Source organism: Amycolatopsis sp. NBC_01307, from assembly GCF_035975215.1.
Classification (GTDB): domain Bacteria; phylum Actinomycetota; class Actinomycetes; order Mycobacteriales; family Pseudonocardiaceae; genus Amycolatopsis.
The window spans coordinates 9494865-9520146 of record NZ_CP108403.1 but is presented as its reverse complement, the minus strand read 5'-3'; the positions used below and the strand labels follow the sequence as shown (position 1 = coordinate 9520146).

Below are 25282 nucleotides of genomic sequence, written 5' to 3'. Positions count from 1 at the left end.
GCGCAGCCAGGGCGCACGGCGCTTCACCAGGTCGCGTCAACCCTAACGGTCGGCCTCGCCCGGCTCGACGTCGCCGCAGGTCTCGGTGCCTCCGGTCACAGCCTCGTCGGGCTCGGCGGCACTTTCACGTGAAAGTGCCGGGTCCTCGAAAGCGTCACTTTCACGTGAAAGTGCCGGGTCTTCGAGGCCGAGTTCGGCGTCCGCCTCGGCGTCGAACTCCGTGTCCTCGTCGGGCTCTTCCTCGTCGAAGGGCTCTTCGTCCTCTTCGGACTCTTCGAAGTCTTCGAGCGCTTCGGCTGCTTCGTCGGCGTCGACGTCTTCGGTGTCCTCAAAGGCTTCGTTGTCTTCGAGGGCCTCCGGCGGCGCGGGCGGCTCGTGCTCGCCCGCGAAGAACGCCGTGAACGCGCCCGGGATGACGATCCAGCAGAACGCGACCACCGAGGCGACCCCGACCGGCACGTTCACCGGGTCGAACGGGCCGTCGCCGAGCCGGCCGCCGGACAGCGTGCCCAGCAGGACGCAGCCGAGCGCGACCACCGCGCCGGCGACCGCGACCGTGCGGATGCGCTGGGCCGGGTCGGCGTCGACCTTGCGCAGCGACCAGCCGACCAGCACGCCGGTCGCGGCCGGCAGCACCAGCAGGGCCGGCCACCAGGTGCTCGAGTGCTCGGGCAGCCCGCCGAGGATCGGGACGCCGGGCACGGCGCCGCCGTGGTAGCCGAACATCCCGACGTTCAGGCCGCCGATCGAGAACCCTGGGCCGGTGACGAACGACAGCGCCGCCGTCACGGCGTTCGGCAGGTACAGCACGGAAAGCAGGAAGAGCCCGAAGCTGTTGCCGAGCCCGGGCTCGTACATGTCGGCCACGGTCGACCAGGACGCCGCGGTCGCGACGGTGAAGACCGCGGCCCCGCAGGCCAGCAGCACCGCGAGGCCCATGGCGCCGGCCCGGATCCCGCGCAGCGCCATCGGGTCGACGCGGTCGGCGACGAAGTCCGGCAGCCCGCAGGCCGCGGTGATGCCCACGGCCGAGGCCACGGCGGCGAGCAGCCCGGGCACGGCGCAGGCGACCAGCGGGTTCGCCGTCACCGGCGAGCCCTGCGCGCAGAGCGCGATGACGAGCCCGAACACCGCGTGCGCCGCGGTGACCGTGACGAACACCGGCAGCGCCGCACGCGGCGAGCGGCAGCCCAGCCGCTGGGTGGCGCCGGACGCCGTCCGCGCGGCCAGCGCGACCGCCCCGAGGGTCGGCAGCAGCGGCAGCAGGCCGAGCGGGTGCCCGCCGATGCCGAGGCGCACCTGGTGCGCGGCGAGCCAGCCGGGCGCCGCGGCCAGCAGCACGCCGAAACCCGAGAAGACGGTGCGTTCGGCGGTGAGCGTGACGAGGGTCAGCACAGTGGCGACGACGGCGTAGCCGGTGACCAGCGGGCCCAGCGCGGCCGCGAGCAACACCCGCACCCGCGCCGCGCCGGTGGGGTCGACGTCGGCTTCGAAGTCGCTCACCGGCTCTTCGCGGGGGTCGCGGGTGAGCAGGTCCATGATCCGCACCTTGACATCCGGGCTGGTCCGTACGGGTGAGCCACGCCGCCTCCGACCTGCGTGGCGAAGCTAACCCACCCGGTCGGGTAACCCCCTGAGTGCAAAACACCCGCTGTGACACGGTGCGTCACAGCGGGTGTTTCACGCGGTCGGCGTCAGCTCGACTTGCCGAATCCCCCGGGCGGCGTGCCCGGGTTGTCGGACGGCGGCTGCTGGAAGAACTGGCCCTGCATCGGGGCGTACGTCGTGGCCTGCGGCGGCGGGTTGGTGGACGGCGGGTTCGGCGAGCCGTACTGGCCCGGCTGTGCGAACGGCGCCGAGGGCTCCCCCGTCGAACCGGCCGGGCCCGGCTGCTGCTGGCCGTACTGGGGCCCGCCCTGGGGGCCGCCCTGGTTGAACTGCTGTCCGCCCGGCTGGCCGTACTGGCCGCCGTAGGACGGCGCGGCGGGCTTCGGCGCCGGCGGCTTGAGCACGTCGTGCTCGATGAGCAGCGCGCCGACCGCGCCGACCATCTGCAGGATCGCCAGGATCAGGACGACGATGACGAGGCCCGGCGTGTTCTGCAGCGAGACCAGCGTGTCCAGGACCTCGAGGGTGCCGAGGACGCTGAACAACGCGGCGAACGGCAGGGTCCGCGGGCCCTTCGGCAGGGCGTGCATCGCGGCGAGCAGGCCGCCGGCCAGCAGGAACGTCGTGCCGAGCCCGAGGTCGGCGTTGTCGGAGAAGCCCAGGAAGTACTGGACGAGGCCGAGGACCGCGACGATGAGCGCGAGCAGCAGCGGCAGGTTCTGCGGCAGGCCCGCGAGGCCCGACGGCGCCTGGTGCGAGTGCTGCGGCTGGTGCTGTTGCTGCTGGAAGCCACCGGGGGGCGGGGGTCCGGGGGGCTGCTGGCCGCCACCCTGCTGGGGGTAGCCAGGCCCACCGCTGGGGAAGGTCATCGGGATGCACTCCTGTCGGTTCGACCGGCACTCCGGGGCACGAGGGCGCCCGGGAAAGACGAGGCGGCTTGTGTGCGCAGAACGCTAGCGCACTCGCAGGCCACCAGCCCATCAGACGCGTGAATACCTCAGGAGGTTTCGTCTTGAAACCAGGAAAGGCCGGGCACCTTGTGGGTGCCCGGCCTCACCAGGAGTTACTCCTCGGTATCAGCCGAGGTTGTTGTACAGCTCACGCGCCAGGACGGCGGTCTCGCTCGGGGTCTTCCCGACCTTGACGCCGGCGGCCTCGAGGGCCTCCTTCTTGGCGGCGGCCGTGCCGGAGGAGCCGGAGACGATGGCGCCCGCGTGGCCCATCGTCTTGCCCTCGGGCGCGGTGAAGCCCGCGACGTAACCGACGACCGGCTTCGTCACGTTGTCCTTGATGTAGGCCGCGGCGCGCTCTTCGGCGTCGCCACCGATCTCGCCGATCATCACGATGACCTTGGTCTCGGGGTCCGCCTCGAACGCCTCGAGGGCGTCGATGTGGGTGGTGCCGATGATGGGGTCACCGCCGATGCCGACCGCGGTGGAGAAGCCGATGTCCCGCAGCTCGTACATCATCTGGTAGGTCAGCGTGCCGGACTTCGACACGAGGCCGATCTGGCCCGGGCCCGAGATGTCGGCCGGGATGATGCCGGCGTTCGACTTGCCGGGGCTGATCACGCCGGGGCAGTTCGGCCCGATGATCCGGGTCGTGTTGCCCTTCGCGACCGCGTGCGCCCAGAAGTAGGCCGAGTCGTGCACCGGGATGCCCTCGGTGATGACGACGGCCAGCGGGATCTCGGCGTCGATCGCCTCGACGACCGCGTCCTTCGCGAACTTCGGCGGCACGAAGATGACCGACACGTCGGCGCCGGTCTCCTTGATGGCCTCTTCGACCGTGCCGAAGACCTTGAGGTCCTTGCCCTCGATGGTGACGGTCTGGCCGGCCTTGCGGGCGTTGACGCCGCCCACGATGTCCGTGCCGGACTTCAGCATCTTGGTGGCGTGCTTCATGCCCTCGGAGCCGGTGAGCCCCTGGACGATGACCTTGCTGTTCTCGTTGATGAAGATCGACATCTCACGCACCTGCCGCGGCGAGCTCGGCAGCCTTGTCGGCCGCGTTGTCCATTGTGTCCACCACGGTGACCAGCGGGTGGTTCGCGTCGGCCAGGATCTGGCGACCCTCGACGACGTTGTTGCCGTCCAGCCGGACGACGAGCGGCTTGGAAGCCTCGTCACCCAGGATCTTCAGCGCCTCGACGATGCCGTTCGCCACCGCGTCGCAGGCGGTGATGCCGCCGAAGACGTTGACGAAGACGCTCTTCACGTCGGTGTCGTTGAGGATGACGTCCAGCCCGGCCGCCATGACCTCGGCCGACGCGCCGCCGCCGATGTCGAGGAAGTTCGCCGGCTTCACGCCGCCGTGCTTCTCGCCCGCGTACGCCACGACGTCCAAAGTGGACATGACGAGGCCCGCGCCGTTGCCGATGATGCCGACCTGGCCGTCGAGCTTCACGTAGTTGAGGTTCTTGGCCTTGGCCTTCGCCTCGAGCGGGTTCTCCGCGTCCTTGTCGACCAGGGCCTCGTGGCCCGGCTGACGGAAGTCCGCGTTCTCGTCGAGGGTGACCTTGCCGTCGAGGGCGATGATCTTGTCCTGCGGGTCGCGGACCAGCGGGTTGACCTCGACGAGGGTGGCGTCCTCGGAGACGAAGGTCTCCCAGAGCTTCACGACGACGTCGGCGGCCTCGTCGATGATGTCGGCCGGGAAGTTGCCGGCCTTCAGGATCTCGAGGGCCTTCGCCTTGTCGACACCGGTGATCGAGTCGACCGGGATCTTGGCGAGCGCCTCGGGGCGCTCGACGGCGAGCTGCTCGATCTCCATGCCGCCCTCGGAGGACGCCATCGCCAGGAAGGTCCGGTTGGACCGGTCCAGCAGGAAGGAGAAGTAGTACTCGGACGAGATGTCCGAGGCTTCGGCCACCAGCACGCGACGCGTGATGTGGCCCTTGATGTCGAGGCCGAGGATGGCTTCCGCCTTCTCCTTCGCCTCGTCGGGCGTCTGGGCCAGCTTGACGCCGCCCGCCTTACCGCGGCCGCCGACCTTCACCTGCGCCTTGACGACGACCTGGTTACCGATCTGCTCCGCGGCGGCCTTGGCTTCTTCGGGGGTGCTAGCCACCGAGCCCGGCAGAACCGGTACTCCGTGGGCGGCGAAGAGATCCCTCGCCTGGTACTCGTAGAGGTCCACTACTCCAGTCTCCTGACGACACGCCACTGTGGTGGTCCGCACTACCGGACCGCGCTGTCGGACCAGTCGAGGTTAGCGACCTGCGCGAACGCAGGGCACTCCGCACCTGGTGAAGTCGGTCACCGTACGCGGTCAGACGGTGTTCCCGAGGTGTGAGACCGCCCACCGCGCAACCATTCCGCCGCTTCTTCGGGGGTTTCGAAGACGCCGCTCGCCGGGTCCGCGGGCGCGTCGAGGTAGAAAACGCGAACGTCTTTCAGCGTCGCTCGCAGCTCGCCGCCGAGCACGCCGACCGCGTCCGGGTCCTCCTGCTCGGCGATGCGGAGGACCTGCTCGGCCGTGTCCAGGGGGCCGGCGTGGACGACCTCCATGCCTTCGTCACGCAGGACGCGGCCCAGCGCGACGGCGCGCGGGTCGGGCCCGCCGAGCTCGACGACGAGCACCCGCGGCATCGCCCGGCTCACGCCGTCCGCCGGGCACCCGCGGCCGACATGGCCGCCGCGGCCAGCAGCGCGACGGCCGCGGCGAGCGCGACCCAGAACCCGGTCGCCGGGCTCGCGCCGCCGAGCGAGCCGCCGACGAGCGGCAGCTCCGCGGCGTGCAGCAGGGCGAGCAGCGCGGCCCCGGCCAGCAGGGCCGCCGCCGGTTTCGGCCGCGACCGCAGGGCGAGCACGGCCGCGCCGACGACCACCGCGGCGGCCGTCAGCAGCCCCCACGAAGGCGTGTCGAAGTCCGACCAGAGCCCGGGCGCGACGTAGCCGGGCACGCTGAAGACGGGCAGCCCGAACGCCGCGACGGCCAGCACGGCCCCGGCCACGACCGGCGTGAGCACACCGCCGTCGGCCCGGCTGCCGTCCACCGCGTCCTCGCGTTCGACGACGCCGGTCCCGACGGCGGCGAGCGCGGCCAGGACGGCGAGCACGAGCGCGGCGAACGTCCACGCGGCGCCGGCCCCGAGGTCGTAGGTGAAGGCGGGCGTGGCGCCGGAAGCGCCGTTCAGGTCGGCCCCGCCGAAGCCGGCGAGGTTGCCGGCCTGGGTGGCGGTGAGCGCGGTGTTCAGCACGGCCGTCCCGGCCAGGACGATCCCCGCCCAGGCGAGCCCAAGCAGCGCCCGCGCGGCCGGCGCCGTTTTCGGTGTCAGGACGCCGAAGCTCAGCACGGCCACCACGATCGCGGCGGTGAGCAGGAACCACCGGGCCGGGCTTTCGGCGGCCGCGCTGACGGGCGTCGCGGCGGCCGGGTTCAGCGCGGTGACGGCGACCTGCGGCGCGAGGGTGCCGATCACGGCGGCCAGCGCCGTGGCCAGGCCGAGGAGGCCGGTCGTCAGCCGCCACCAGAACAGGCCGGGCAGTTTCGCTTCGCCGGCCAGGTTCTCGGCGTCTTCTTCCGAGGTCTCGGTCAGCCGGGTGCCCGCGAGCCCGGCGACGGCCGCCATCGCGACGAGCACGAGGACCGGCCCCCAGGTGACGTGCAGGTCGTCCCGGACGAGACCGGCCACCACGGGCGGCGCCGCGACACCGAACGCGGCCGCGGCGAGCCCGCCCAGGGCCCCGCGGGCCACGTGTTCGGACGGCGCGGCCAGCGCCAGCACGGCCGCGAACGGCAGCGCGACGGCGAGCAGGAGGTACCCGCCGAGAGCGGGCCACGGCCCTTCGAACGCAGAGCGGGCGAGCAGGAAACCGTTGTCCGACAACACAGGCGCGGTCAGCAGCCCGACGGAAGCCGTCACGGCGAGCAGCGGGACGAGCAGCCGCCACCGCCGCCGTTCGGGCTCGTCGTCCCGGGCCCGGACGGCCCGCCAGGCGAGCACCCCGGCGACCGCGGTGAGGACGTCCCCGGCGACGAGCAGCCAGAACCCGCCCCCGACGGCCGAGCCGCCCACGAACCGGTCGGGCAGGTAGAGCTCGGGCCGGATGGTGAGCGGCCCGTTGACGGCGAACTGCAGGTCGAGCACCAGCCGCCCGGGAGCAAGCGCGGCCAGCCCGACCACGACGCCGGCGGCCAGCCCGGGCTTGCCGCGCACGAGGAAGGCGGCCACGACGGGCCCGAGCGTGAGAACGGCCAGCCAGGGCCAGCTGGTGAACCCGGGCCCGGCGGCCGGGGAGACGTGGACGAAGGCCGCGACGGTCAGCGCGACCGCGCCGAGTGCGACCAGCACGAGGGCGACGGTGAGCTGCGGGGTGGGGCTGGGGTCGTCTTCCCAGGGGGTGATCGGGGGATCTTCCGGGGGTTCGGCCGGCTTGCCGGGGCGTCGGGCGGAGGGGGCGCGTGAAGGTGTGGCCACAGTGGAACCTGACTCGGCTGAGGGCTTGCGCCGGAATTCGGCGGCGGAGGAAGTCCGCGCGGGCACAGGGGAATCGCCGGAATCCGACGCCGCGTCGCCGGCAGGGTCGGTTGGCTCGGCGGGTTCGCGCGGGGCTGTGAAGCCGAGTGCGGGCGTCGCGGTGGAGTCCGGCGCCGATGTGGGGCCAGCTGGCTGAGGGGATCGCGCGGCGGCGGAGCCCAGCGCGGAAGTCGCCGCAGAATCCGGCGCCGATGCGGGGCCAGCTGACTGAGCGGATCGGCCCACAGCGGCAGGGTCCCGCGTCGAAGCCGCCGCAGGGTCTGGCGCCGATGCCGGGCTGGCCGACTGAGGAGATCGGGGCACGGCGGCGGAGCCCTGCGTGGAAGTCGCCGCAGGGTCCGGCGCCGAGGCGGGGCTGGCCGGTTGGGGGGATCGGCGTCCGGCGGCTGAGCCTTGCGTGGAAGTCGCAGCGGGGTCCGGTGCCGGTGCGGCTGCGGGGTCACGACGCTGTGCGGCCGCGCCGTGGGCGGCGGTCTGCTGTGCGCGGTCGGGCTCCTGGGCGGGCTCGCTCGTGGCCGTGAAGCCGAGTGCGGGCGTCTCCGTGGCGTCCGGCGCCGGTCCCGTGGCGGGGAAGCCCACCGTTGGCGGCTCCGGTGTGGAGTCCGGCGCTGCGGGCTTTGGGGCGTCCTTCGCTGCCTCGGCCGGCGCCGGCTGGTCTGGGCGCGGCTGGGGAGGCGTCCGCTTGGCGGTGGGACTTGGGGCCTCGGGGGCCGGGTTCTGCGGGGTGCCCGGGGAGGCGGGGGCGCTCCCGGCTGGGGGCTCTGAGCGTGGGGGCATTGCCCGCGAACCTAGCAAGTCCGGGCGGATTCGGACGGGTCGCCGGCGCTCCGGTCGTCGAGCGGTGTTCAACGCCCGTCCGCAAATCCTTATTCCGGCGGGTTGCGGCCCGGAGCACCCTCGGAGGTCTCCAACCAACCGGGGATCCTGTAAGCCAAGTCACACCGAACGCAGTAACCCCCCTTTAACTTTGCGTAATTCCCACAGGTGGACGCAAGATCGACGCCACCCGATCGGCCGACGCGGGGGGCAGATCTTGCCTACAGCGGTGCCCCTTCGTTACTGTCCCCCGGTCCCCATTACAGTCAGGTCACGAAGTAGGACACCGAGCAAACCACCCCCGAGGTTGGCTCACCGGGTTCCCCCGCCCGCAGTCCTAGGCCCGGCTCCCCGACGATGGAAGGCCCTGTCTTGGCTTCACACCGCTCCCCCGGCGGCCAAGCTCCTTCCCCGGCATTGAAGGACGCACTGGAAGGTGCGGTCGTTCGTGTCCGGGGTGCGCACCGCATCGCTCCGCCCTCTTCGGCCCTTCGCGGCCGTGTCGTGGTTGCCGCTGTCGCGGCCGGTGCGTTCGCTGCAGCTGCTGCGGGCTCGACCCTCAAGACAGTCACCGACTCGGACGCCGCGATCACACCGCTGGCCAGCAGCCAGGACGCCAGCGCCTCGTTCACCGCCGGAGGTGCGGGTTCCGGGGGCGCTCCCGAGCTCCTGCCGACCGGCCACGTCGTCGACGCTTCCGCCGAAGCCGCGAAGCTCGCCGACAGCGCCTCGATCACGCAGGCCCGTGAGCAGCGCGAAGCCGACGCCGCGAAGAAGGCCGCCGAAGAGGCTTCCCGGCCCAAGACCTGCCTGCCGGCGCACGGCACCTTCACCTCGGGCTTCGGTGCCCGGTGGGGCACGAGCCACCTCGGCATCGACATCGCCAACGCGATCGGCACCCCGATCTACGCCGCCTCCGACGGCACCGTGATCGACGCCGGCCCGGCCAGCGGCTTCGGCCTCTGGGTGCGCGTCCAGCTCGACGACGGCACGATCCAGGTCTACGGCCACATGAACAGCTTCTCCGTCAAGGAGGGCCAGAAGGTCAAGTGCGGCCAGCAGATCGCCGAGATCGGCAACCGCGGCCAGAGCACCGGCCCGCACCTGCACTTCGAGGTCTGGCAGGACGGCACGAAGAAGATCGACCCCCGGCCCTGGCTGGCCGCGCGCGGCATCGTCGTCTGAGTCTCCTGATCCGCCTGATCTGCAGTTCGCTCCACTCATGACGGCCGCGCGAGAGCTGCACAGCAGCCGCGCGGCCGGGGTGTCGAAACCGCCCGCGGCTCCCTGAGCCGCCGGCGACGGCCGAAGACGCCCACCGTCCACGGGAATCACCGCAGGCTCGAAGCGCCGCTCCGGACACAGGTCCTGGACGCGGCCGCCGACCACTGGACTCGCCGCCCCTTCGACCGGCGGCTCGAGTCCCGCACGACACCGGAACACCGGCAGCGCCACAGAGCGCCTCAAGGCTTCGCGGGTGGTCCGGACCACCGATCGCACCCCTGCGCCCGCCCAGCGGCTCCTCAGCGCCGGAAACCACCTACCGGTGACCGCCTGGCAAACGGCGGATGAAGTACCCCACCGCGACCTGCCACACCGTGCACAGCTCTGCCGGTCTTCGCACCGGCAGCCAGCCCCACGCCACCGAGGCCGGCTCGGTCTTCGCGGAGCGGACACGCGCGGCTCTCCGGGCCCTGGTCGTCCAGCGGCGTCCCCGGCCGCAGGTGACACAGTGCCCGTCCGCGCCGAGCTCGTGCTGCCTGAGCAGCGCTCGCCAGGCGGCGGCCAGCCGGCACGCCTCCGCTCCCGCACGCGAGGTGCTTCCCGAAGCCCCCGATGGCTCCCGACCCCGATCCGGAACCGTCGTCTCCAGGACTCCTCGCAAGTATTTTCGTACCCCTTCGGCCAGGAGCCCAAACAGCACCGCGTCCACACCACGTTCCCCCTTCGTCGAACTCGTGTTCGATCACGGGGTCAGTTCTACCGGTGGGGTACGACGATTCCGGCGGCGATCGCGGAGATCGCCGCCGGAATCACTCGGACGGGTGGTGCGGCCCTGACCAGGGCCGATGACCGGGCTAGAGCTTCACCATCGGGACGCTGCCGATCAGCATCAGCCGGACCTTGCCGGCCGCGCCGAAGTCGATCGTCGCCGTCGCGCGCGGGCCGACGCCGTCGCACGAAACCACCGTGCCCAGGCCGTACTTGTCGTGGCTGACGCGGTCGCCGACGTCCAGTTTCAGCGCCACCGTGTCCTTCCAGCCCTTGCCGAAGGAACTCACGCCCGGGGACGAAGCGGACGGCGACGAAGACCGGTTGCCCCACGTGGTCGCCGCCCGCGGCGTGCCGCGCGAACCGCTGCCGAACGACCCGAAACCGCGGTTGGACGGCTCCAGGCGCCGCCAGTCGACGAGGTCCGGCGGCAGCTCGTCCAGGAACCGCGAAGCCGGGTTCATCGACGGCTGGCCCCACGCCGACCGCGTGATCGCGCGCGAAACGTAGAGCCGCTTGCGGGCCCGCGTGATCGCGACGTACGCGAGCCGCCGCTCCTCGGCCAGCTCGGCCGGGTCGCCCAGCGCCCGCATGTGCGGGAAGACGCCATCCTCCCAGCCGGTGCAGAACACGACCGGGTACTCCAGGCCCTTCGCGGTGTGCACGGTCATCAGCGTGACCACGCCCGCGCCGCCGTCGCCTTCTTCGCCGCCGTCGGGCGACGGCACCGAGTCGGCGTCCGCGACCAGCGAGACGCGCTCGAGGAACGCGGGCAGCGAACCCGGCGCCGGGACGCCTTCGTCGACGATCAGCTCGGCGTTCTCGTCGGCGACGATCTCGGCGGTCAGCTCGGTGAACTCCCGCGCGACCGTGACGAGCTCGGTCAGGTTCTCCACGCGTGAAGCGTCCTGCGGGTCTTCCGACTCCTCGAGCTCGACGCGGTAGCCGGTCTTGTCCATCACGGCTTCGAGGACGTCGTGCACCTCGGCGCCGTCCGCGATCATCGTGCCCAGCTCGTCGAGGATCGCGACGAACCCGCCGATCGCCTTGACCGAGCGCGGGTTCAGCAGCGGCACCCTGTCCTCGACGGCGTCGCGCAGCGCCTGCGCGAACGAGATCCGCTCGCGCTCGGCGTGCGTCGCCACGACGGCTTCGGCGCGGTCGCCGATGCCGCGCTTGGGCACGTTCAGCACGCGCCGCAGGCTGACCGTGTCCTCCGGGTTCGCCAGCACGCGCAGGTACGCGATCATGTCGCGGACCTCGCGGCGCTCGTAGAACCGCACGCCGCCGACGACCTTGTACGGCAGGCCGAGCCGGATGAAGATCTCTTCGAAGACCCGGGACTGGTTGTTGGTGCGGTAGAAGACGGCGACGTCGGAGTAGTCGGCTTCGCCCTTCTCCGCCAGCGCGTCGATCTCGTTCGCGACGAACGCGGCTTCGTCGTGGTCGTTGTCCGAGACGTAGCCGACAATCTTCTCGCCGTCGCCCGAGTCGGTCCACAGCCGCTTCGCGCGGCGGTTCGGGTTCCGCTCGATGACGGCGTTGGCCGCGGACAGGATCGTCTGCGTCGAGCGGTAGTTCTGCTCCAGCAGGATGGTGTGCGCGTTCGGGAAGTCCCGTTCGAACTCTTCGATGTTCCGGATCGTCGCGCCGCGGAAGGCGTAGATCGACTGGTCCGCGTCACCGACGACGACCAGCTCGGCCGGCTCGACGCCCGACTCGTTCGGCGTGGTCCCGGCCAGCTCGCGCACGAGGGTGTACTGCGCGTGGTTCGTGTCCTGGTACTCGTCGACCAGCACGTGGCGGAAGCGCCGCCGGTAGTACTCGGCGACGGCCGGGAACGCCTGCAGCAGCGAGACCGTGCGCATGATGAGGTCGTCGAAGTCGAAGGCGTTCGCCTGGTTCAGCCGCCGCTGGTACTCGACGTAGACCTCGGCGACCCGGCGTTCGAGATCGTTGGCCGCGTTGGCCGCCGCCTCGTCCGGGTCGACGAGCTCGTTCTTCAGGTTCGAGATGTGGATGGCGAGCGTGCGGGCGGCGTAGCGCTTCGGGTCGATGTCGAGGTCCCGCGCCACGAGCGTGATGAGCCGCTTGGTGTCGTCCGAGTCGTAGATGGAGAAGCTCGACGACATGTCCAGCGTCTTGGCTTCCCGGCGCAGGATCCGCACGCACATCGAGTGGAACGTGGAGACCCACATCGCGTTGGCGCGGCGCCCGACGAGCGCGGCGACGCGCTCGCGCATCTCGGCGGCGGCCTTGTTGGTGAAGGTGATCGCCATGATTTCGCCGGGGTGCACGTGCCGTTGCCCGAGGAGGTAGGCGATCCGGCGGGTCAGCACCCGGGTCTTGCCCGAGCCCGCACCCGCGACGACCAGCAGCGGGCCACCGGCGTGGGTGACGGCTTCGCGCTGAGCGGGGTTCAGGTCGTCGAGCAGATCGGCCTGCCCGCCGGAGGCGGGCTTGCGCGCGGGGGTCTCGGCGGGGAGATCGAAGAGGGTGTCCATCGCCTGTCCACGCTACCCCGGGCGGGTGGGCTACCGCGCCAGGCGTAGCGGGAGATGTCGCCTGGCGTCCGACGCGCCGCCGGCCCGCCGCGCGGAGCATCGGCAGGTATGGAAGACATCCGCCCCGCCCGCATCCGGGCCGCCGACGCCGATCGCGAGCGCGTCGCCACCACCGTCCAGTCCGCCGGCGCCGAAGGCCGGCTCACCCTCGACGAGGTCGAAGAGCGCCTCACCCACGTCTATTCCGCGCGGTTCACCGACGAGCTGACCGCGCTCACCGCCGACCTGCCGCGGCCCGTGCCGCAGTGGCCCGGCTTCCCGCTCTCCATGGCGGCGCTGCGCCGCCATCCGGCGCTGCGGCTGCACCTCGCCGTGGTGGTCGCCATCGCGGTGGTGGCGATCGTGCGGTGGGCCGTGCTGGGCGCCGGGTTCTTCTGGCCCGCGTTCCCGATGTTCTGGCTCGCGGCGAGCCTCTTCATTCATGCCGGGGTCCGCTCGGCACGGGAGCGCGTCCGGACGCCTGTGCCATACTGAACCCATGCGGCACCACGCAAAGCGATTTTTCTACGGGACCCGGACCCCGGCTCCCGTGATCGCGTAGTGCCCGAACCCGCCATCACGCCAGCCCCGGAGTCCACGGACCCGGGGCTGTCGCCGTCCCTGGGGCCGGATCCGGGCTTCAAGGAAGAGGTTCCCGATGAACGCACAAGCGACGAACGCCGACGGCCAGCCCGCCGAGGACACTCCCGCCGGTGACGACATCGCGTCGCTGCGGCAGGAGATCGACTGGCTCGACAAGGAGATCCTGCGGCTGGTGAAGCGCCGGGTCGAGGTGTCCAAGACGATCGGGGCGGCGCGGATGGCCGCCGGCGGCACGCGCATCGTCTACAACCGCGAGATGGACGTCCTCGCGCGCTACCGCGAGCTGGGTCCTGACGGCCGTCAGCTGGCCATGGCGCTGCTGAACCTGGGCCGCGGGCGGCTCGGCCGGTAACGGTTGACCGAATTCGGGGTCTTCCCCGAGGCACCGGTGGCCCTGGTACGGGCAGACTGGGGCCATGGACTGGATCGTGAACCTCATCGCCGTCATCGTCGCTCTCGCGAGCGTGCTGGCCGCACTGGGCCATGTGGGTTATCTGGCCCTGCTCAACAACGCGGCGGGTAAGCGTGCCGGCGGTGCTCCGGTCGCGCAGTACGTCCGCGGCCGGTGGGCGGTTGCCGGCGGTACCACTGCGGCGTCACTGTTCGCCTGGCTGCTCACGGCCGGGGGACCGACGCTCGACATCTTCGCCATCATCGTCGCTGCGGGTAGCGGCGTGGTGGCCACGAAGGCGCTGCAGTCGACCCGGGATCGCTACCGCACCGGCGGCTGAATCCCGTTGAGCTGCGGCGATCGCGCTGCGTGAAGTTTCGCAGCGCCCGTCTCCCCCTTTCGGTCGCGCCCGACCGAGTGAAACCTCTGCAACTTGCAGGTTTGGGGGCGACTTTCTACGCCGGATGCTCCTAGGGTTGACGCCGTGAGGACCCTTGCGCCTGGGTCGGGCGACGCCCGGAAGGCGCGCGGGGGCACTGGCCCCGCGCGTCCATTCTCGCATGCGCGTGCATCTGCGCAGGATTCCGAACAGGATTCCGCGCGTGAGGGTGCTCCGTTCGGGTTGACCCGGCCCCGGCCGGCGTCAGACCCGGACCGGCGGGTGGTCGAGTCCGCATGAGCAACGGCACGGAGTTCCACGGCCGCGGCACCGCCCCCGCGCACCCCGGACGGCACCGGCAGGGCGTCACCGACGGCTGGACGCCGACGGCGCCGCCGTACCGCCCCGTGCGGCACTGCGCGGACGACACGGCGCCGATCGACGTGCCGGTGTCCGGCTCGCTCCCGCTCCCCCAGCCCAGTCGGCCGCTGCTGCCCCAGCCGCGCGACCGGCGGCCCGCGCTCTTCCCCGCCGCGCAAGGAAACCTGCCGCTGACCGAAGCACCCGAGATCCCCGCTGCCCCCGACTTCGGCGACCCGGGCCCGGGAACGGGACCCGTCTCGATGCCCGACACCGAGTCCCGCGCGGAACAGGCCGCCCGGCGCACCCGGGTGTCGCTCGCCACCCCGAAGCCGCGCTGCCCGGAGCCCGACGACGACGAGGTCCGGATCTACGCCGCCCCGCCGATCGACGCCATCGACGGGCTCGGCGGCTTCACCATCGGCTCGGTGCCCGCGTCGGTGACCCCGCCGAAGACGTGGCGGAAGGCGGCCTGGTTCGCCACGGGCGCGTCCGGTGCCGTGGTCGTCGGCCTGCTGTTCGCCGGGTCCTTCCTGATGGGCAAACCACCGATGGACCAGGCCGTCCAAGGCGCGTGGCCGGGTTACCAGGGCGCGCCGACGGTCGACGACCCGGTGAACGGCGGCGGCGACCGGCAGCAGCAGCCGACCTCCCGCCCGGGCGCGTCCGCGGCCGGCCCCGACAGCACTTCGCCACAGCAGCAGGACGACGCGACCAGGACGAGCAGCGGCGGGGGCGCCGGGCCGGTCGACGGCACGGTCCCGCCGCCCCCCGAACACTCTTCGGGCTCTTCGGGGTCGACGACCACCGGCGACACGGCCACGACGAGCGGCCTCCCGCAGAAGCCGCCGGTCACCGCGGCCGAGCGCGAAACCCCGGTGAAAGCGCCGTGGTGGTACTCCTTTCCGCCCGACGTCCAGACGCTGGGCGACAACTCGGAGAAGTTCTTCAACACGGTCACGACCGACCCCGGCACGGCGTCGACGGTGACCACCGGCGAGCTGCACGACCAGGGCCCGCACGCGCTCGCCGAGCGGTACGCCGGCATCGCGTACTTCGAGGTCAAGAAGGTCAGCATCGACCAGCAGCGCGGCGTCACGGTGAACACCGTCGAGATCACGCACGATGACGGGACCAAGACGATCGAGGAGCGCACGCTGACGTTCGGGGACGGCGACAAGATCAGTAGCGACGGTCAGTAGTCGATCTTGCACGTGCGGTTCGCCCGTTCCGATGCACGTGCGGTGCGCCCAGCGGTTATGCCTGGTCCGGGTGGGTGACATAAGCTGCCGCTCGTCGTATCGCGACGGCATTCCGGCGACAGAGCCTGGCGATTGCCGTCCGCACAGGGTTACCTGGCGACAGCGGCTCCGGATCCGGTCACAAGTCGGCCATCCGGAGCAACGGACATCCGGCCGAACGGCCGAGTGCCCGTCCCCGGAACCCAGAGCGAGGACTTTCGTGCTTGATCGGCAGCGCACTCGGCGTGAGGCACCCAACGCCGTCCGCGTCGAGGACGTGATCCCGGCCGAGATTCTCGACGGCGTCGGTGACGCCGATCGCGACTATCTCGAGCAGGTCTTCCGTGATCCGCAGAAGTTCCTGCCGCCGCGCCCGGAACCGGTCCGCGACGCCGAGCAGGCCGTTGACCAGGGTGAGCCGGAGAGCCGCTTCGCCCGCCGGGCCAAGCTGGCCGGGCTCCTCGCGGCCGGCGCGCTCGTCGCCGGGGCCGTCATCGCCGCACCCATGCTGACCAGCGCGCACCGTGCCGTCTCCGCGGGCGACGCGGCCACGCCGGCCGACTTCACCGGCGCCGCGGAGCTCGGCGGCCTCGCCGTCCCGCAGCGCCAGGCCGGTGGCGGGGCGCCGGAGCAGTCCGGCCCGACCACGCCGCAGGGCACGCACTCCGGCGGCGCGCCGTCGGCCCAGGAGTCGACGTCCGGTGGCAGCCCGCAGCCGCAGGCGGCCCCGAAGTCCGACACCACGGTGCCGGACGCGGCGGCCGATCCGCGCAGCGCCACCCGGAAGATCCAGGCCGTCAAGAACTTCTACGCCGCGATCGCCAAGAACTCGGACGGCGCGCTGGCCCTGCTGAGCCCGACGCTGGCCGACGGCGCGGCCGGAGAGCTCGTCCGCACCTGGAGCGCGATGGACGCCATCGACGTCCAGGAAGCCGACACGCAGATCAAGCCGGACGGCTCGATCGTCGCGGTCGCCACGCTCCACCGGCCGGACGGCGCGCTGGTGCGCGTGACCCAGCTGTTCCGGGTCGCCGACACGGGTGGGTTGATCACCGAAGCCGAGCTCGTGTCCGCCCAATACATGTAGCCCAGCGCGATCACTCCTTCACCCGTGGTTCAAGTGCCTGTACCGGATTCGTGTGCGCAGAGTGAGCGCCTAGCCTTGTCACGCGTCGGTCTCGGAAATGCCGGCACACAGCCCACGACATGTGCATACGCTCCAGCGAAGCGGCGTGCGCCTGGCCGCGTCACCGGGAACCCATCCTCACGCCCTGGTGAAGTCGGAGCCCAAAGGGAGGTCGCGTGAGCGACGAGGGTCGCCTGGTCGCCGGTCGGTACCGCATCGACGGCCGGATCGGCACGGGCGCGATGGGGGCCGTCTGGCAGGCGCACGACGAAGTCCTGGGCCGCACCGTGGCCATCAAGCAGCTCCTGCTCCATTCCCACCTGGACGAGCACGACGCCGAGGACGCCCGGCAGCGCACCATGCGCGAGGGCCGGATCGCGGCCCGGCTGCACCACCCGAACGCCATCTCCGTGTTCGACGTCGTCACCGACGACAACGGCCAGCCGTGCCTGATCATGGAGTACCTCAACTCCACCAGCCTGGCCGCCGTGCTGCAGGAGCGCCGCACGCTGCCGCCGACCGAGGTGGCGCGCATCGGCGCCCAGGTCGCCGCGGCGCTGCGCGAGGCGCACGCGGTCGGCATCGTGCACCGCGACATCAAGCCGGGCAACATCCTGCTCGGCGGCAACGGCGTCGTGAAGATCACCGACTTCGGCATCTCCCGCGCCAAGGACGACGTCACGGTCACCAAGACCGGGATGATCGCCGGCACGCCCGCGTACCTGGCTCCCGAGGTCGCCATCGGGGGTGATCCCGGTCCGGAGTCCGACGTGTTCTCCCTCGGGTCCACGCTCTACGCCGCGTGCGAGGGCCAGCCGCCGTTCGGCCTGTCCGAGAACACGCTGAGCCTGCTGCACGCCGTCGCCGCCGGGCAGATCAACCCGCCGCGCCAGTCCGGGCCGCTGGCGAGCGTCCTGGCCGTGCTGCTGCACCCGGACATCGAGCACCGGCCGACCGCCGAGGAGTGCGAGGAGCTGCTCGCCGCCGTCGCGCGGGGCGAACTGCCGCTCGGCGGCCCGGCCGACGAGACCGTGCTGGCCCCCGCGGCCGGCGTGCTCGGCGCGGCCGCCCTCGCCGACCCCGGCGCGACCCAGATGTTCGACGAGATCCCCGCGGGCCACTCCGGCACGCTGCTGGGTGGCGGCGCGGCGCCGACGCAGGCCGTGCCGTTCTACGACGATGACGACTACGCCGAGGGCACCGGCTACCCCGAGGACGACTACGACGGGTACGACCAGTACCCGGAGGACCGCCGGTACGCCTCGACCGGCGGCGTCCCGCCCGGCCTCGCGGCGACCCGCGCGGTGCCCGTGCCGCCGCACGGCCAGCAGGACCCGTACGCGGACGACCAGTACGACGACTTCGACGACGAGCCGGCCCCGCCGCCGCCTCCCCCACGGCAGCGGCCGCAGGCGAGCCCGCCGCCGGACGACGACGACAAGCCCGGGGCCTGGAAGCGCCCGGCGATCATCGGCGGCATCGTGGTCATCGGCCTGGTCGCGCTGGGCGTCTGGCTGCTGAGCCCGAACAACCCGGAAGCGCCCGCGACGCCGGTGTCGAGCAACAAGCCGACGGTCGCCGCGACGTCGGAGTCGCTGCCGTCGACGACCGAAGAGCCGACGGATACGGTGACACTGCCGTCGACGACCGAGGAAGCAACCTCGTCGTCGAAGCGGACGACGCAGCGGCAGACCGAGCCGCAGCAGACGACTCCGAAGACCACGCCGAAGACGACGACTCCCACCTCCGAGCCGCCGACGACCAGCGAGGCTCCCACCACCACGCCGCCGCCCCCTACCACCACGCCGTAACCAGAGGTTTGTGTTGAGTTCTGAAGGCACCATCGTCGGCGGCCGGTTCCGGCTGGACCAGCCGATCGGCCGCGGCCGCGCCGGGATCGTGTGGCTGGCGTTCGACACGCGGCTGTTCCGCACCGTCGCGATGAAGCGGATGTACCTCCCGGTCGGCGCCGGCGACCGCGCCGAGCAGGCGCGCGCGGCCGCGATGCAGGAGGGCAAGGACGCGGCCCGGATCGAGCACGCGTCCGCGATCAAGGTGTTCGACGTGCTGCCCGAGGGCCAGGATGTCTGGCTGGTGATGGAGTACATCCCGTCGCGCAGCATGGCGACGTTCCTCGCCGAGCACGGCCGGCTCACCCCGGACCAGGCGGCGGCGCTGGGGATCCAGCTCGGCAACGCGCTCGCCGCGATCCACGCGGCCGGGTTCGTGCACCGCACGCTCGAACCGGGCACCGTGCTGCTCGCCGACGACGGCGGCGTGAAGCTCACCGACATCGGCATCAGCGGCGGCGGGCCGAGCCCGGCGTACGTGGCCCCCGAGGTGGCGCGCGGCCTGCCGCCGTCGCCGCCCGCGGACGTCTTCTCCCTCGGCTCGACGCTCTACACCTCGGTGGAGGGCGTGCCGCCGTTCGGCGACGACGGGCAGTCTTCGGAGCGCCCGGCGCAGAACGCCGGCGTGCTCACCGCGGCGCTGCGCAAGATGCTGCGCGCGGACCCGGCGACCCGGCCGACGATGGCGGACACCGTCCGGGCGCTGAGCGCGATCACCGAAGGCCGGGAGACGGCGTTCATCCCGCCGACCGCGCCCGGGATCCCGCCGCCGCCACCCCCGCCGCCCCCGCCCTTCAACCCCGCGCACACGCCCGCGGCACCGCCGCTGCCGCTGCCGCCATCGGGACCGCAGTACCAGCAGCAGATCCCGCTCAACACACCCGCGCCCGGCTACTCCTCGGCGGAGGAGACGCAGCGGATGCAGCCGGTGCCGCCGTCCCAGCAGGCGACGCAGTACGTGCCCGCACCGGTTCCCCAGTCGCCGGCTCCGCAGGCGTCGCAGCAGACGGCGGCCACGGACGAGTGGAACCTCCCGGTGTCGAAGAAGACGCTGATCACCGTGGCCGCGATCCTCGCGGCCGTGCTGGTGGGCATCCTCGTCTCGGAACTGTTCTTCGTTTAAGCCACTTTCGCGGTCGCCGCGCGCATCGCTTCGAGCAGTGTGCGGACGGCCGGGTGCCCCCAGGCGCGTGACGCGACGGCGGCGTGGATCGCCCGGATCGGCTCCGGATGGCGGATCTTGCGCACGACCACGCCGGGGTGCTGCGAGCCGAGCCCGAGCTCCGGGATCAGCCCGACGCCGATGCCGGCGGCCACGAACCCCTGCGCCGTCTGGTAGTCCTCGGACTCGACGACGACGTTCGGCGCGAAGCCGGCCTGCGCGCACGCGCCGAGCAGGATGTCGCGGCAGACGCCGGGCATGCCGTCGACCCCGACCCACGGCTCCTCGGCGAACTCCGTCAGGTCGATGACGCGCTTGCGGGCCAGCGGGTGGGTCTTCGGCAGCACAGCGCGGTACGGGTCGTCCAGCAGGTGCACCAGCTCGACGCCCTTGCCGGGCGGGGTCTTGCGCGGGAAGACGGTGATCGCGACGTCGGCCTCGCCCGACTCGACGTCGGCCAGCGGGTCCAGGGGTTCGACGAGCTTGAGGTCGAGGCGCACGCCGGGGTGCTCGCGGCGCACCGCGGCGATGGCGGGCGGGACCAGCGACGCGCCGGCCGTCGCGAAGTAGCGGATGGTGATGCGGCCGATGCGGCCCTCCTTGAGCTCGGTGAGCGCGGCCTCGGCCCGCGCGAGCTCGGTGCTGAGCGTCTCGGCGTGTTCGGACAGCAGCGAGCCCGCCGGTGTCGGCCGGACGCCGCGCCCGACGCGTTCGAGCAGCTCGGTGCCCGCCTCGCGTTCGAGCGCGGACAGCTGCTGGCTGATCGCGGACGGCGTGTAGCCCAGGTTGCGGGCCGCGGCGGTGATCGACCCGCTGGTGATCACGGCGCGGAGGACCTGCATGCGGCGGACGTCGAGCATGGCCCCGATCGTACAGCTCGGCTTAAGTGTTCCTGCAGTTATTTGCGCTTGTCCTTACGTCTCGTGGGCGCGAAGCTGGCGATGATCGTTGAAGGAGGACAGGGGTGGGCGAGACGAAGACCCTGCTCAGGATCGCCGCGCTGGCGCTGATGTGGGGCTCGAGTTTCTTCTGGATCAAGCTGGGGCTGGGGATGTTCTCGCCGGTGCAGCTGGTCCTGGCGCGGCTCGTGCTGGGCGCGGCCATGCTCCTGCTGCTGTGCAAGCTGCAGCGGGCCCGGCTGCCGCGCGACCGGCGGACGTGGGGGCACCTGACCGTCGCGGCGTTCTTCCACAACGCGCTGCCGTTCCTGCTCTTCGCGATCGGCGAGACGACGGTCGACTCCGGCATCACCGGCGTCCTGAACTCGACGACGCCGCTGTGGGTGCTGCTCGCGGCGCCGATGATGGGGACGTCGTCGCGGATGACCGGGACGCGCCTGGCCGGGCTGCTCGTGGGCCTCGGCGGGATCCTGCTGATCTTCGCGCCTTGGCAAGCGTCGGGCCTGCTGAGCTGGGGCGCGCTGGCCTGCCTCGCGGCGGCGGCGAGCTACGGCTTCGCGTTCGTCTACGAGGGCAAGTACCTGTCGGGGACTCCGCTGTCGCCGTACGCGCTCTCGGCCGGGCAGATGCTGATCGCGAGCGGGTTCCTGCTGCTGGCGCTGCCGGCGGGCGGGTTCACGCCGGTGCACTTCTCGGTGGGCCCGCTGCTCGCGATGCTGGTGCTCGGCATCGGTTCGACGGGCATCGCGTTCGCGCTGAACTACCAGCTGCTGGCGAGCGAAGGCGCGGTGGCGGCCTCGGTGGTCGGCTACCTGCTGCCGGTGGTCTCGGTGCTGCTGGGCGCGGTGTTCCTGGGCGAGCAGCTGAACCTGCGGGTGATCGCGGGAATGGCCGTCGTCCTCGGCGGCGTCGCGTTGACCCGGCTCCAGAAGCCGGAGCGAGGGGTCCTGGAGGAGCCCGGTGACCAAGCGGATGGGCTTGGTGACGACACCACCGGCCGCACGTCCAGGCCTCTCGCTCCTCTGGCGGACTGAGGCGGTCCGACCGGCGACTCGGACTCAGACCAGGCGGCGGTCGGAGGCCCAGCGGGACAGCTCGTAGCGGTTCGACAGCTGGGTCTTCCGCAGGACGCTCGACACGTGCGTCTCGACCGTCTTCACCGAGATGAACAGCTCCGACGCGATCTCCTTGTACGCGTACCCGCGGGCCAGCAGCCGCAAGACGTCGCGCTCGCGGGGGGTCAGCAGGTCCAGCTCGGGGTCGTTGATCGGGGCCGAACCCGGGCGGTCGGCGAAGGCGTCCAGCACGAACCCGGCCAGCCGCGGGGAGAACACCGCGTCGCCGTCCGAGACGCGGACCACCGCGCGGACCAGTTCCTTCGACGAGATCGTCTTCGTGACGTAGCCGCGGGCGCCGGCGCGGATGACCGCGATGACGTCTTCCGCCGCATCCGACACCGAGAGCGCCAGGAACACGGTGTCCGGCAGCTCCGGGCGGACCCGGCGCAGCACCTCGGCGCCGCCGCCGTCGGGCATGTGGACGTCCAGCAGCACCACCTGGGGCTTCGTCCGGGCGATCCCGGCCACCGCCTCGGCGACCGAACCGGCCTCGCCGACCACGCGGACCTCGTCCGTGATCGAGTCGAGCTCGGTGCGGACGCCCGCGCGGAACAACGCGTGGTCGTCGACGAGGAAGACCTTGACCGGTTCCCGCTTGCTATCCGTCACGACTCTCCCTCACTGGCCCTGGCCCCCGAGCATAGCCGCCTCACGCCGCCCCCTTGCCCGCTTTCACCGGCATGGCGAGCTGCACTTCGGTGCCCTCGCCCGGCGCCGTCCGCAGCTTGCACGTGCCGCCGTGGCGGGTCATCCGGCCGCGGATCGAGTCGGCGAGGCCGTGGCGGTCGCCCGGGACGACGTCCGGGTCGAAGCCCTTGCCACGGTCGCGGACGAACACGGTGACCGACGTCGGCTCGACCTCGGCGTAGACGCTGACCTCTTCGACCCCGGCGTGCTTGGCGGCGTTGACGATCGCCTCGCGCGCGGCCTGGACCAGGGCGATCAGCGCCTCGTCCAGCTCGGCGTCGCCGACCACGACCTGGCCGACGGAGATCGCGAAGGTGTCCTCGACCTCGCCGCACGCCGTCGCGAGCGCTTCGGACAGCTGTCCCGAAGTCTGGGTCTCTTCACCTTCGGCGGTCTTCTCGACGGGCTTGCCGTAGCCGTTCGGGCCGTAGAGCCAGCCGCGCAGTTCACGTTCCTGGCTGCGGGCGAGGCGCGCGACCTCGCGCGGCTGCTCGCTCTGCTTCTGGATCAGCGCCAGCGTCTGCAGCACGGAGTCGTGCAGGTGGGCGGCGATCTCGGCACGTTCGTCGGTGCGGATGCGGGCCTTGCGCTCGTCGGACAGGTCGCGGACCAGCCGCAGCCAGAACGGCACGGTCAGCACGGCGACGCCGATCAGCGTCGCGATCACCGCGATCAGCGCGAACTGGACCTGGTCGAGGCTGCCGCTGCGGAGCACGACGACGCCGATGCCGGTGATCACCAGCGCGACGCCGGCGACGATCCGGATGGCCGCCGACCAGCCGCCGCCCCCGAGGAAGGCGCCGGCGACGCTGTCCTTCGCGCCGGTGCGCCAGCGACGGCGCTGCGACTCGTCGGCCTCCCGCCAGACGACGGCCGCACCGATCATGGCGACGGCGAGCGGCACGGCGACCCAGCCGCTGATGAACCCGGTGAGCGTCCCGCTGGCGACGGCGAGACCGACACCCAGCGCGATCAGCCCGAACGCCTGCTGACGCTCTTTCGACGTCGGCGTCCTCGCGGTTTCTTCGGACTGCTGCTGGACGAACACCCAGAGCAGGCCGTACGCGAGCAGACCGGCGCCGTTGAGGGCGGCCAGCAACGCGAACCCGGTCCGCACCCAGACAACGGGCACGCCGAGGTGATCGGCGAGACCACCGGCGACGCCGGCGATCGCCCGCCCGGACCGGCGCCGGAACATCTTCGGCGAGGGCGGGACGGTGACGGCCTGCGTCACCGTCTCGGGGACGACGACCTGGTCGTGGGACTCCTGCACGCCGTCCATGGTCACACGCGCGGACGTGGGGATGCATCGGGGAAACCCCCTGATCCGGTGGATCGACGCCCTTCCAGCCCGCGGAACGCCCGACGAGGCGAAAGCCAGTGGGCGGCCTCGGGGGACCTTCTCCGGGGAGAATCAGGGTCCTTCCCGGATGTCTCCGGGACCGCCGTCGCGCATGCTTTGGCCTATGAGTGGTGCGAGTGAGACACGGGCACCGAAGCCGAGTCCGTTGAACGGCTTCGAGGAGACCGTCAAGGACTTCTGGGGCAGCCGGCCGCGGCGGCCGCACGGTGGGCGCAAGGTCGCCGGGGTGGCCGCGGCGATCGGGAACCGGTACGGGATCGATCCCGTCGTGGTGCGGGTCGCCCTGGTGGTCGCGACGATCTTCGGTGGCTTCGGGGTGACCTTCTACCTGCTGGGGTGGCTGTTCCTGCCCGGCGAGAGCGACGACGTCTCGGGCTTCGAAGGGCTGATCGGGCGGGGGCGCTCGTCGGTGTCGCCCGCCTTCGCCGTGGTGCTGTCGATCCTGACCGTCGTGAGCGTCGGCGGGAGCTTCAGCGGCTCGTGGTTCGACGGCGGCGGCCTCATCAGCTTCGCGCTGCTCGGCATCGCGCTCTACCTGCTGCACCGCAGCCGGGGTCACGAGAACCGGCCGGCCCCGGTCACGCCGCGGTCGCCGGCCGCGGCCTTCACCGGGAACGGAGCCTTCACCATGACCGACACCGCGACCGCCGAAGCGCAGTCGCCGTCCCAGCGGGGCTGGGACCCCCTCGCCGCCGACCCGGCCGGCTGGGACCTGCCCGACGCACCGTCCTACCGGGAACCGCCGCCGCCCGTGCCGCCCAAGGCGTTCAAGGCACCTGTGCCCCGCCACCGCTCGAAGGTGGGCTCGGCGACGTTCGGCCTGGCCGTCGTGACCGCCGGTGGCGGCGTGCTCGCGAACCTCAACGGCGTCACCTGGTTCTCCGCGCAGCACATCATCGGGCTGGTGCTCGGGGTGGTCGGGATCGGCCTGGTCACCGGCGCGTTCGTCCGCGGCGGGCGGGGCCTGATCGGGCTCGCGGTGCCGCTGGCGATCGTCGGGATGATCCTGACGACGGCGCCGTTCCAGAACTTCGACTTCCGCGGCGGTGCCGGCGACCTCAACCTGACGCCCGTCGTGGCGACCGACGTCAAGCCGCTCTACCAGCACGCGGCGGGCGACATCGACCTCGACCTGACCAAGCTGCCCATCGGTTCGCCGATCACCACGAACGTGGTCAACGGCGCCGGCAACTCGACGATCACCGTGCCGGACACGGCGGACGTCACGTTCGACTGCCGTACCGGCGCCGGTACGGCGGAGTGCTTCAACCGGTCGACGGACGGCATCAGCCAGGACTCGCTGACCGGGACGGACTACGGCACCGACGGCGTCGGCGGCCAGAAGATCACCCTGCACGTGTCGAACACTGTGGGCGACGTGGAGGTGCGCCGTGGCTGACCAGAACCCTTACGCCTACGACAATCCCGCCGAGGCGGCGCCCGCGCGGCGCGGCGTGGACTTCTTCACCCTGATCGTCGGGGTCGCGACGCTGCTGATCTCGGCGTACGTCCTCTCGGACGGCGCGAGCTGGCTGCCGCACTTCGACTTCCGCTGGGTGATCGCGGGCGGCGCGGTGTTCGTGGGGCTGATGCTCCTGGGCGCGTCGTTCGGCGGCAAACGCCGACGCTGAGCCAAAACACACCACTCTCTCGAGGCCCCGG

21 protein-coding genes are annotated in these 25282 nt (G+C 72.0%); 11 read left to right on the top strand and 10 right to left on the bottom strand.

The window, feature by feature from the left end; genetic code table 11:
• Positions 1 to 42: 42 nt before the first annotated feature.
• From OG439_RS42770 to OG439_RS42745, 6 genes are all read right to left on the bottom strand, one after another.
• Complete coding sequence (locus tag OG439_RS42770; protein WP_326946091.1) at positions 43 to 1548, bottom strand: cell division protein PerM; 1506 nt, start codon at positions 1546 to 1548, stop codon at positions 43 to 45.
• 146 nt (positions 1549 to 1694) lie between these two features.
• A complete protein-coding gene (locus tag OG439_RS42765; protein WP_326946090.1) occupies positions 1695 to 2477 on the bottom strand; it encodes a DUF5336 domain-containing protein in 783 nt (260 codons plus the stop codon).
• Between the two features lie 207 nt (positions 2478 to 2684).
• The gene (sucD, locus tag OG439_RS42760; RefSeq protein WP_247060690.1) at positions 2685 to 3575 is read right to left on the bottom strand and encodes a succinate--CoA ligase subunit alpha; all 891 of its coding nucleotides are present in this window, start codon (positions 3573 to 3575) and stop codon (positions 2685 to 2687) included.
• A gap of 1 nt (position 3576) precedes the next feature.
• On the bottom strand, positions 3577 to 4746 hold the full coding sequence (sucC, locus tag OG439_RS42755) for an ADP-forming succinate--CoA ligase subunit beta (protein WP_247060688.1): 1170 nt from the start codon (positions 4744 to 4746) through the stop codon (positions 3577 to 3579).
• Between the two features lie 119 nt (positions 4747 to 4865).
• Positions 4866 to 5210 carry a hypothetical protein gene (locus OG439_RS42750; protein WP_326946089.1) on the bottom strand — a complete coding sequence of 115 codons (345 nt, stop codon included), beginning with the start codon at positions 5208 to 5210 and terminating at the stop codon, positions 4866 to 4868.
• Positions 5207 to 7030: a hypothetical protein gene (locus OG439_RS42745; protein WP_326946088.1), complete on the bottom strand. Its 1824-nt coding sequence runs from the start codon at positions 7028 to 7030 to the stop codon at positions 5207 to 5209. The genes OG439_RS42750 and OG439_RS42745 overlap by 4 nt, the downstream gene beginning before the upstream one ends.
• A gap of 1380 nt (positions 7031 to 8410) precedes the next feature.
• Between OG439_RS42745 and OG439_RS42740 the strand changes: the two genes are divergently transcribed.
• Positions 8411 to 9091: a M23 family metallopeptidase gene (locus OG439_RS42740; RefSeq protein ID WP_326946087.1), complete on the top strand. Its 681-nt coding sequence runs from the start codon at positions 8411 to 8413 to the stop codon at positions 9089 to 9091.
• 893 nt (positions 9092 to 9984) lie between these two features.
• On the opposite strand, the gene pcrA is transcribed toward OG439_RS42740, so the two are convergent.
• Positions 9985 to 12402: a DNA helicase PcrA gene (pcrA, locus tag OG439_RS42735; protein ID WP_326946086.1), complete on the bottom strand. Its 2418-nt coding sequence runs from the start codon at positions 12400 to 12402 to the stop codon at positions 9985 to 9987.
• 108 nt (positions 12403 to 12510) lie between these two features.
• Between pcrA and OG439_RS42730 the strand changes: the two genes are divergently transcribed.
• From OG439_RS42730 to OG439_RS42700, 7 genes are all read left to right on the top strand, one after another.
• A complete protein-coding gene (locus OG439_RS42730) occupies positions 12511 to 12936 on the top strand; it encodes a DUF1707 SHOCT-like domain-containing protein (protein ID WP_326946085.1) in 426 nt (141 codons plus the stop codon).
• A gap of 163 nt (positions 12937 to 13099) precedes the next feature.
• The gene (locus tag OG439_RS42725) at positions 13100 to 13396 is read left to right on the top strand and encodes a chorismate mutase (RefSeq protein WP_247060676.1); all 297 of its coding nucleotides are present in this window, start codon (positions 13100 to 13102) and stop codon (positions 13394 to 13396) included.
• A 64-nt stretch (positions 13397 to 13460) separates the two neighbouring features.
• Positions 13461 to 13775, top strand: coding sequence for a hypothetical protein (locus tag OG439_RS42720; RefSeq protein WP_247060675.1), 315 nt, complete (start codon positions 13461 to 13463; stop codon positions 13773 to 13775).
• Between the two features lie 335 nt (positions 13776 to 14110).
• A complete protein-coding gene (locus OG439_RS42715; RefSeq protein WP_326946084.1) occupies positions 14111 to 15376 on the top strand; it encodes a hypothetical protein in 1266 nt (421 codons plus the stop codon).
• 259 nt (positions 15377 to 15635) lie between these two features.
• Positions 15636 to 16502 (top strand): hypothetical protein, encoded by an 867-nt coding sequence (locus OG439_RS42710; protein ID WP_326946083.1) that lies wholly within the window; start codon positions 15636 to 15638, stop codon positions 16500 to 16502.
• 215 nt (positions 16503 to 16717) lie between these two features.
• The gene (locus OG439_RS42705) at positions 16718 to 18352 is read left to right on the top strand and encodes a serine/threonine-protein kinase (protein ID WP_326946082.1); all 1635 of its coding nucleotides are present in this window, start codon (positions 16718 to 16720) and stop codon (positions 18350 to 18352) included.
• A gap of 13 nt (positions 18353 to 18365) precedes the next feature.
• The gene (locus tag OG439_RS42700; protein ID WP_326946080.1) at positions 18366 to 19514 is read left to right on the top strand and encodes a serine/threonine-protein kinase; all 1149 of its coding nucleotides are present in this window, start codon (positions 18366 to 18368) and stop codon (positions 19512 to 19514) included.
• On the opposite strand, the gene OG439_RS42695 is transcribed toward OG439_RS42700, so the two are convergent.
• Complete coding sequence (locus OG439_RS42695) at positions 19511 to 20413, bottom strand: LysR family transcriptional regulator (RefSeq protein ID WP_326946079.1); 903 nt, start codon at positions 20411 to 20413, stop codon at positions 19511 to 19513. The genes OG439_RS42700 and OG439_RS42695 overlap by 4 nt on opposite strands.
• Before the next feature lie 104 nt (positions 20414 to 20517).
• On the opposite strand from OG439_RS42695, the gene OG439_RS42690 reads away from it, so the two are divergent.
• Complete coding sequence (locus tag OG439_RS42690) at positions 20518 to 21486, top strand: DMT family transporter (RefSeq protein WP_247060669.1); 969 nt, start codon at positions 20518 to 20520, stop codon at positions 21484 to 21486.
• A 24-nt stretch (positions 21487 to 21510) separates the two neighbouring features.
• Here OG439_RS42690 and OG439_RS42685 read toward each other — a convergent pair whose 3' ends face one another.
• Positions 21511 to 22179, bottom strand: coding sequence for a response regulator transcription factor (locus OG439_RS42685; protein WP_326946078.1), 669 nt, complete (start codon positions 22177 to 22179; stop codon positions 21511 to 21513).
• A 40-nt stretch (positions 22180 to 22219) separates the two neighbouring features.
• On the bottom strand, positions 22220 to 23545 hold the full coding sequence (locus OG439_RS42680) for an ATP-binding protein (protein ID WP_247060666.1): 1326 nt from the start codon (positions 23543 to 23545) through the stop codon (positions 22220 to 22222).
• Positions 23546 to 23723: 178 nt separating this feature from the next.
• Between OG439_RS42680 and OG439_RS42675 the strand changes: the two genes are divergently transcribed.
• Positions 23724 to 25019, top strand: a complete 1296-nt coding sequence (locus OG439_RS42675; RefSeq protein WP_326946077.1) for a PspC domain-containing protein — start codon at positions 23724 to 23726, stop codon at positions 25017 to 25019.
• A complete protein-coding gene (locus OG439_RS42670; RefSeq protein ID WP_326946076.1) occupies positions 25012 to 25251 on the top strand; it encodes a hypothetical protein in 240 nt (79 codons plus the stop codon). Before OG439_RS42675 ends, OG439_RS42670 begins: the two co-directional genes overlap by 8 nt.
• Positions 25252 to 25282: the final 31 nt, after the last annotated feature.

Coding starts and splice junctions, on each gene's coding strand:
- OG439_RS42765 (WP_326946090.1), bottom strand. CDS start 2,477: ATGACCTTCCCCAGCGGTGGGCCTGGCTACCCCCAGCAGGGTGGCGGC.
- sucD (WP_247060690.1), bottom strand. CDS start 3,575: ATGTCGATCTTCATCAACGAGAACAGCAAGGTCATCGTCCAGGGGCTC.
- pcrA (WP_326946086.1), bottom strand. CDS start 12,402: ATGGACACCCTCTTCGATCTCCCCGCCGAGACCCCCGCGCGCAAGCCC.
- OG439_RS42730 (WP_326946085.1), top strand. CDS start 12,511: ATGGAAGACATCCGCCCCGCCCGCATCCGGGCCGCCGACGCCGATCGC.
- OG439_RS42725 (WP_247060676.1), top strand. CDS start 13,100: ATGAACGCACAAGCGACGAACGCCGACGGCCAGCCCGCCGAGGACACT.
- OG439_RS42720 (WP_247060675.1), top strand. CDS start 13,461: ATGGACTGGATCGTGAACCTCATCGCCGTCATCGTCGCTCTCGCGAGC.
- OG439_RS42715 (WP_326946084.1), top strand. CDS start 14,111: ATGAGCAACGGCACGGAGTTCCACGGCCGCGGCACCGCCCCCGCGCAC.
- OG439_RS42695 (WP_326946079.1), bottom strand. CDS start 20,413: ATGCTCGACGTCCGCCGCATGCAGGTCCTCCGCGCCGTGATCACCAGC.
- OG439_RS42675 (WP_326946077.1), top strand. CDS start 23,724: ATGAGTGGTGCGAGTGAGACACGGGCACCGAAGCCGAGTCCGTTGAAC.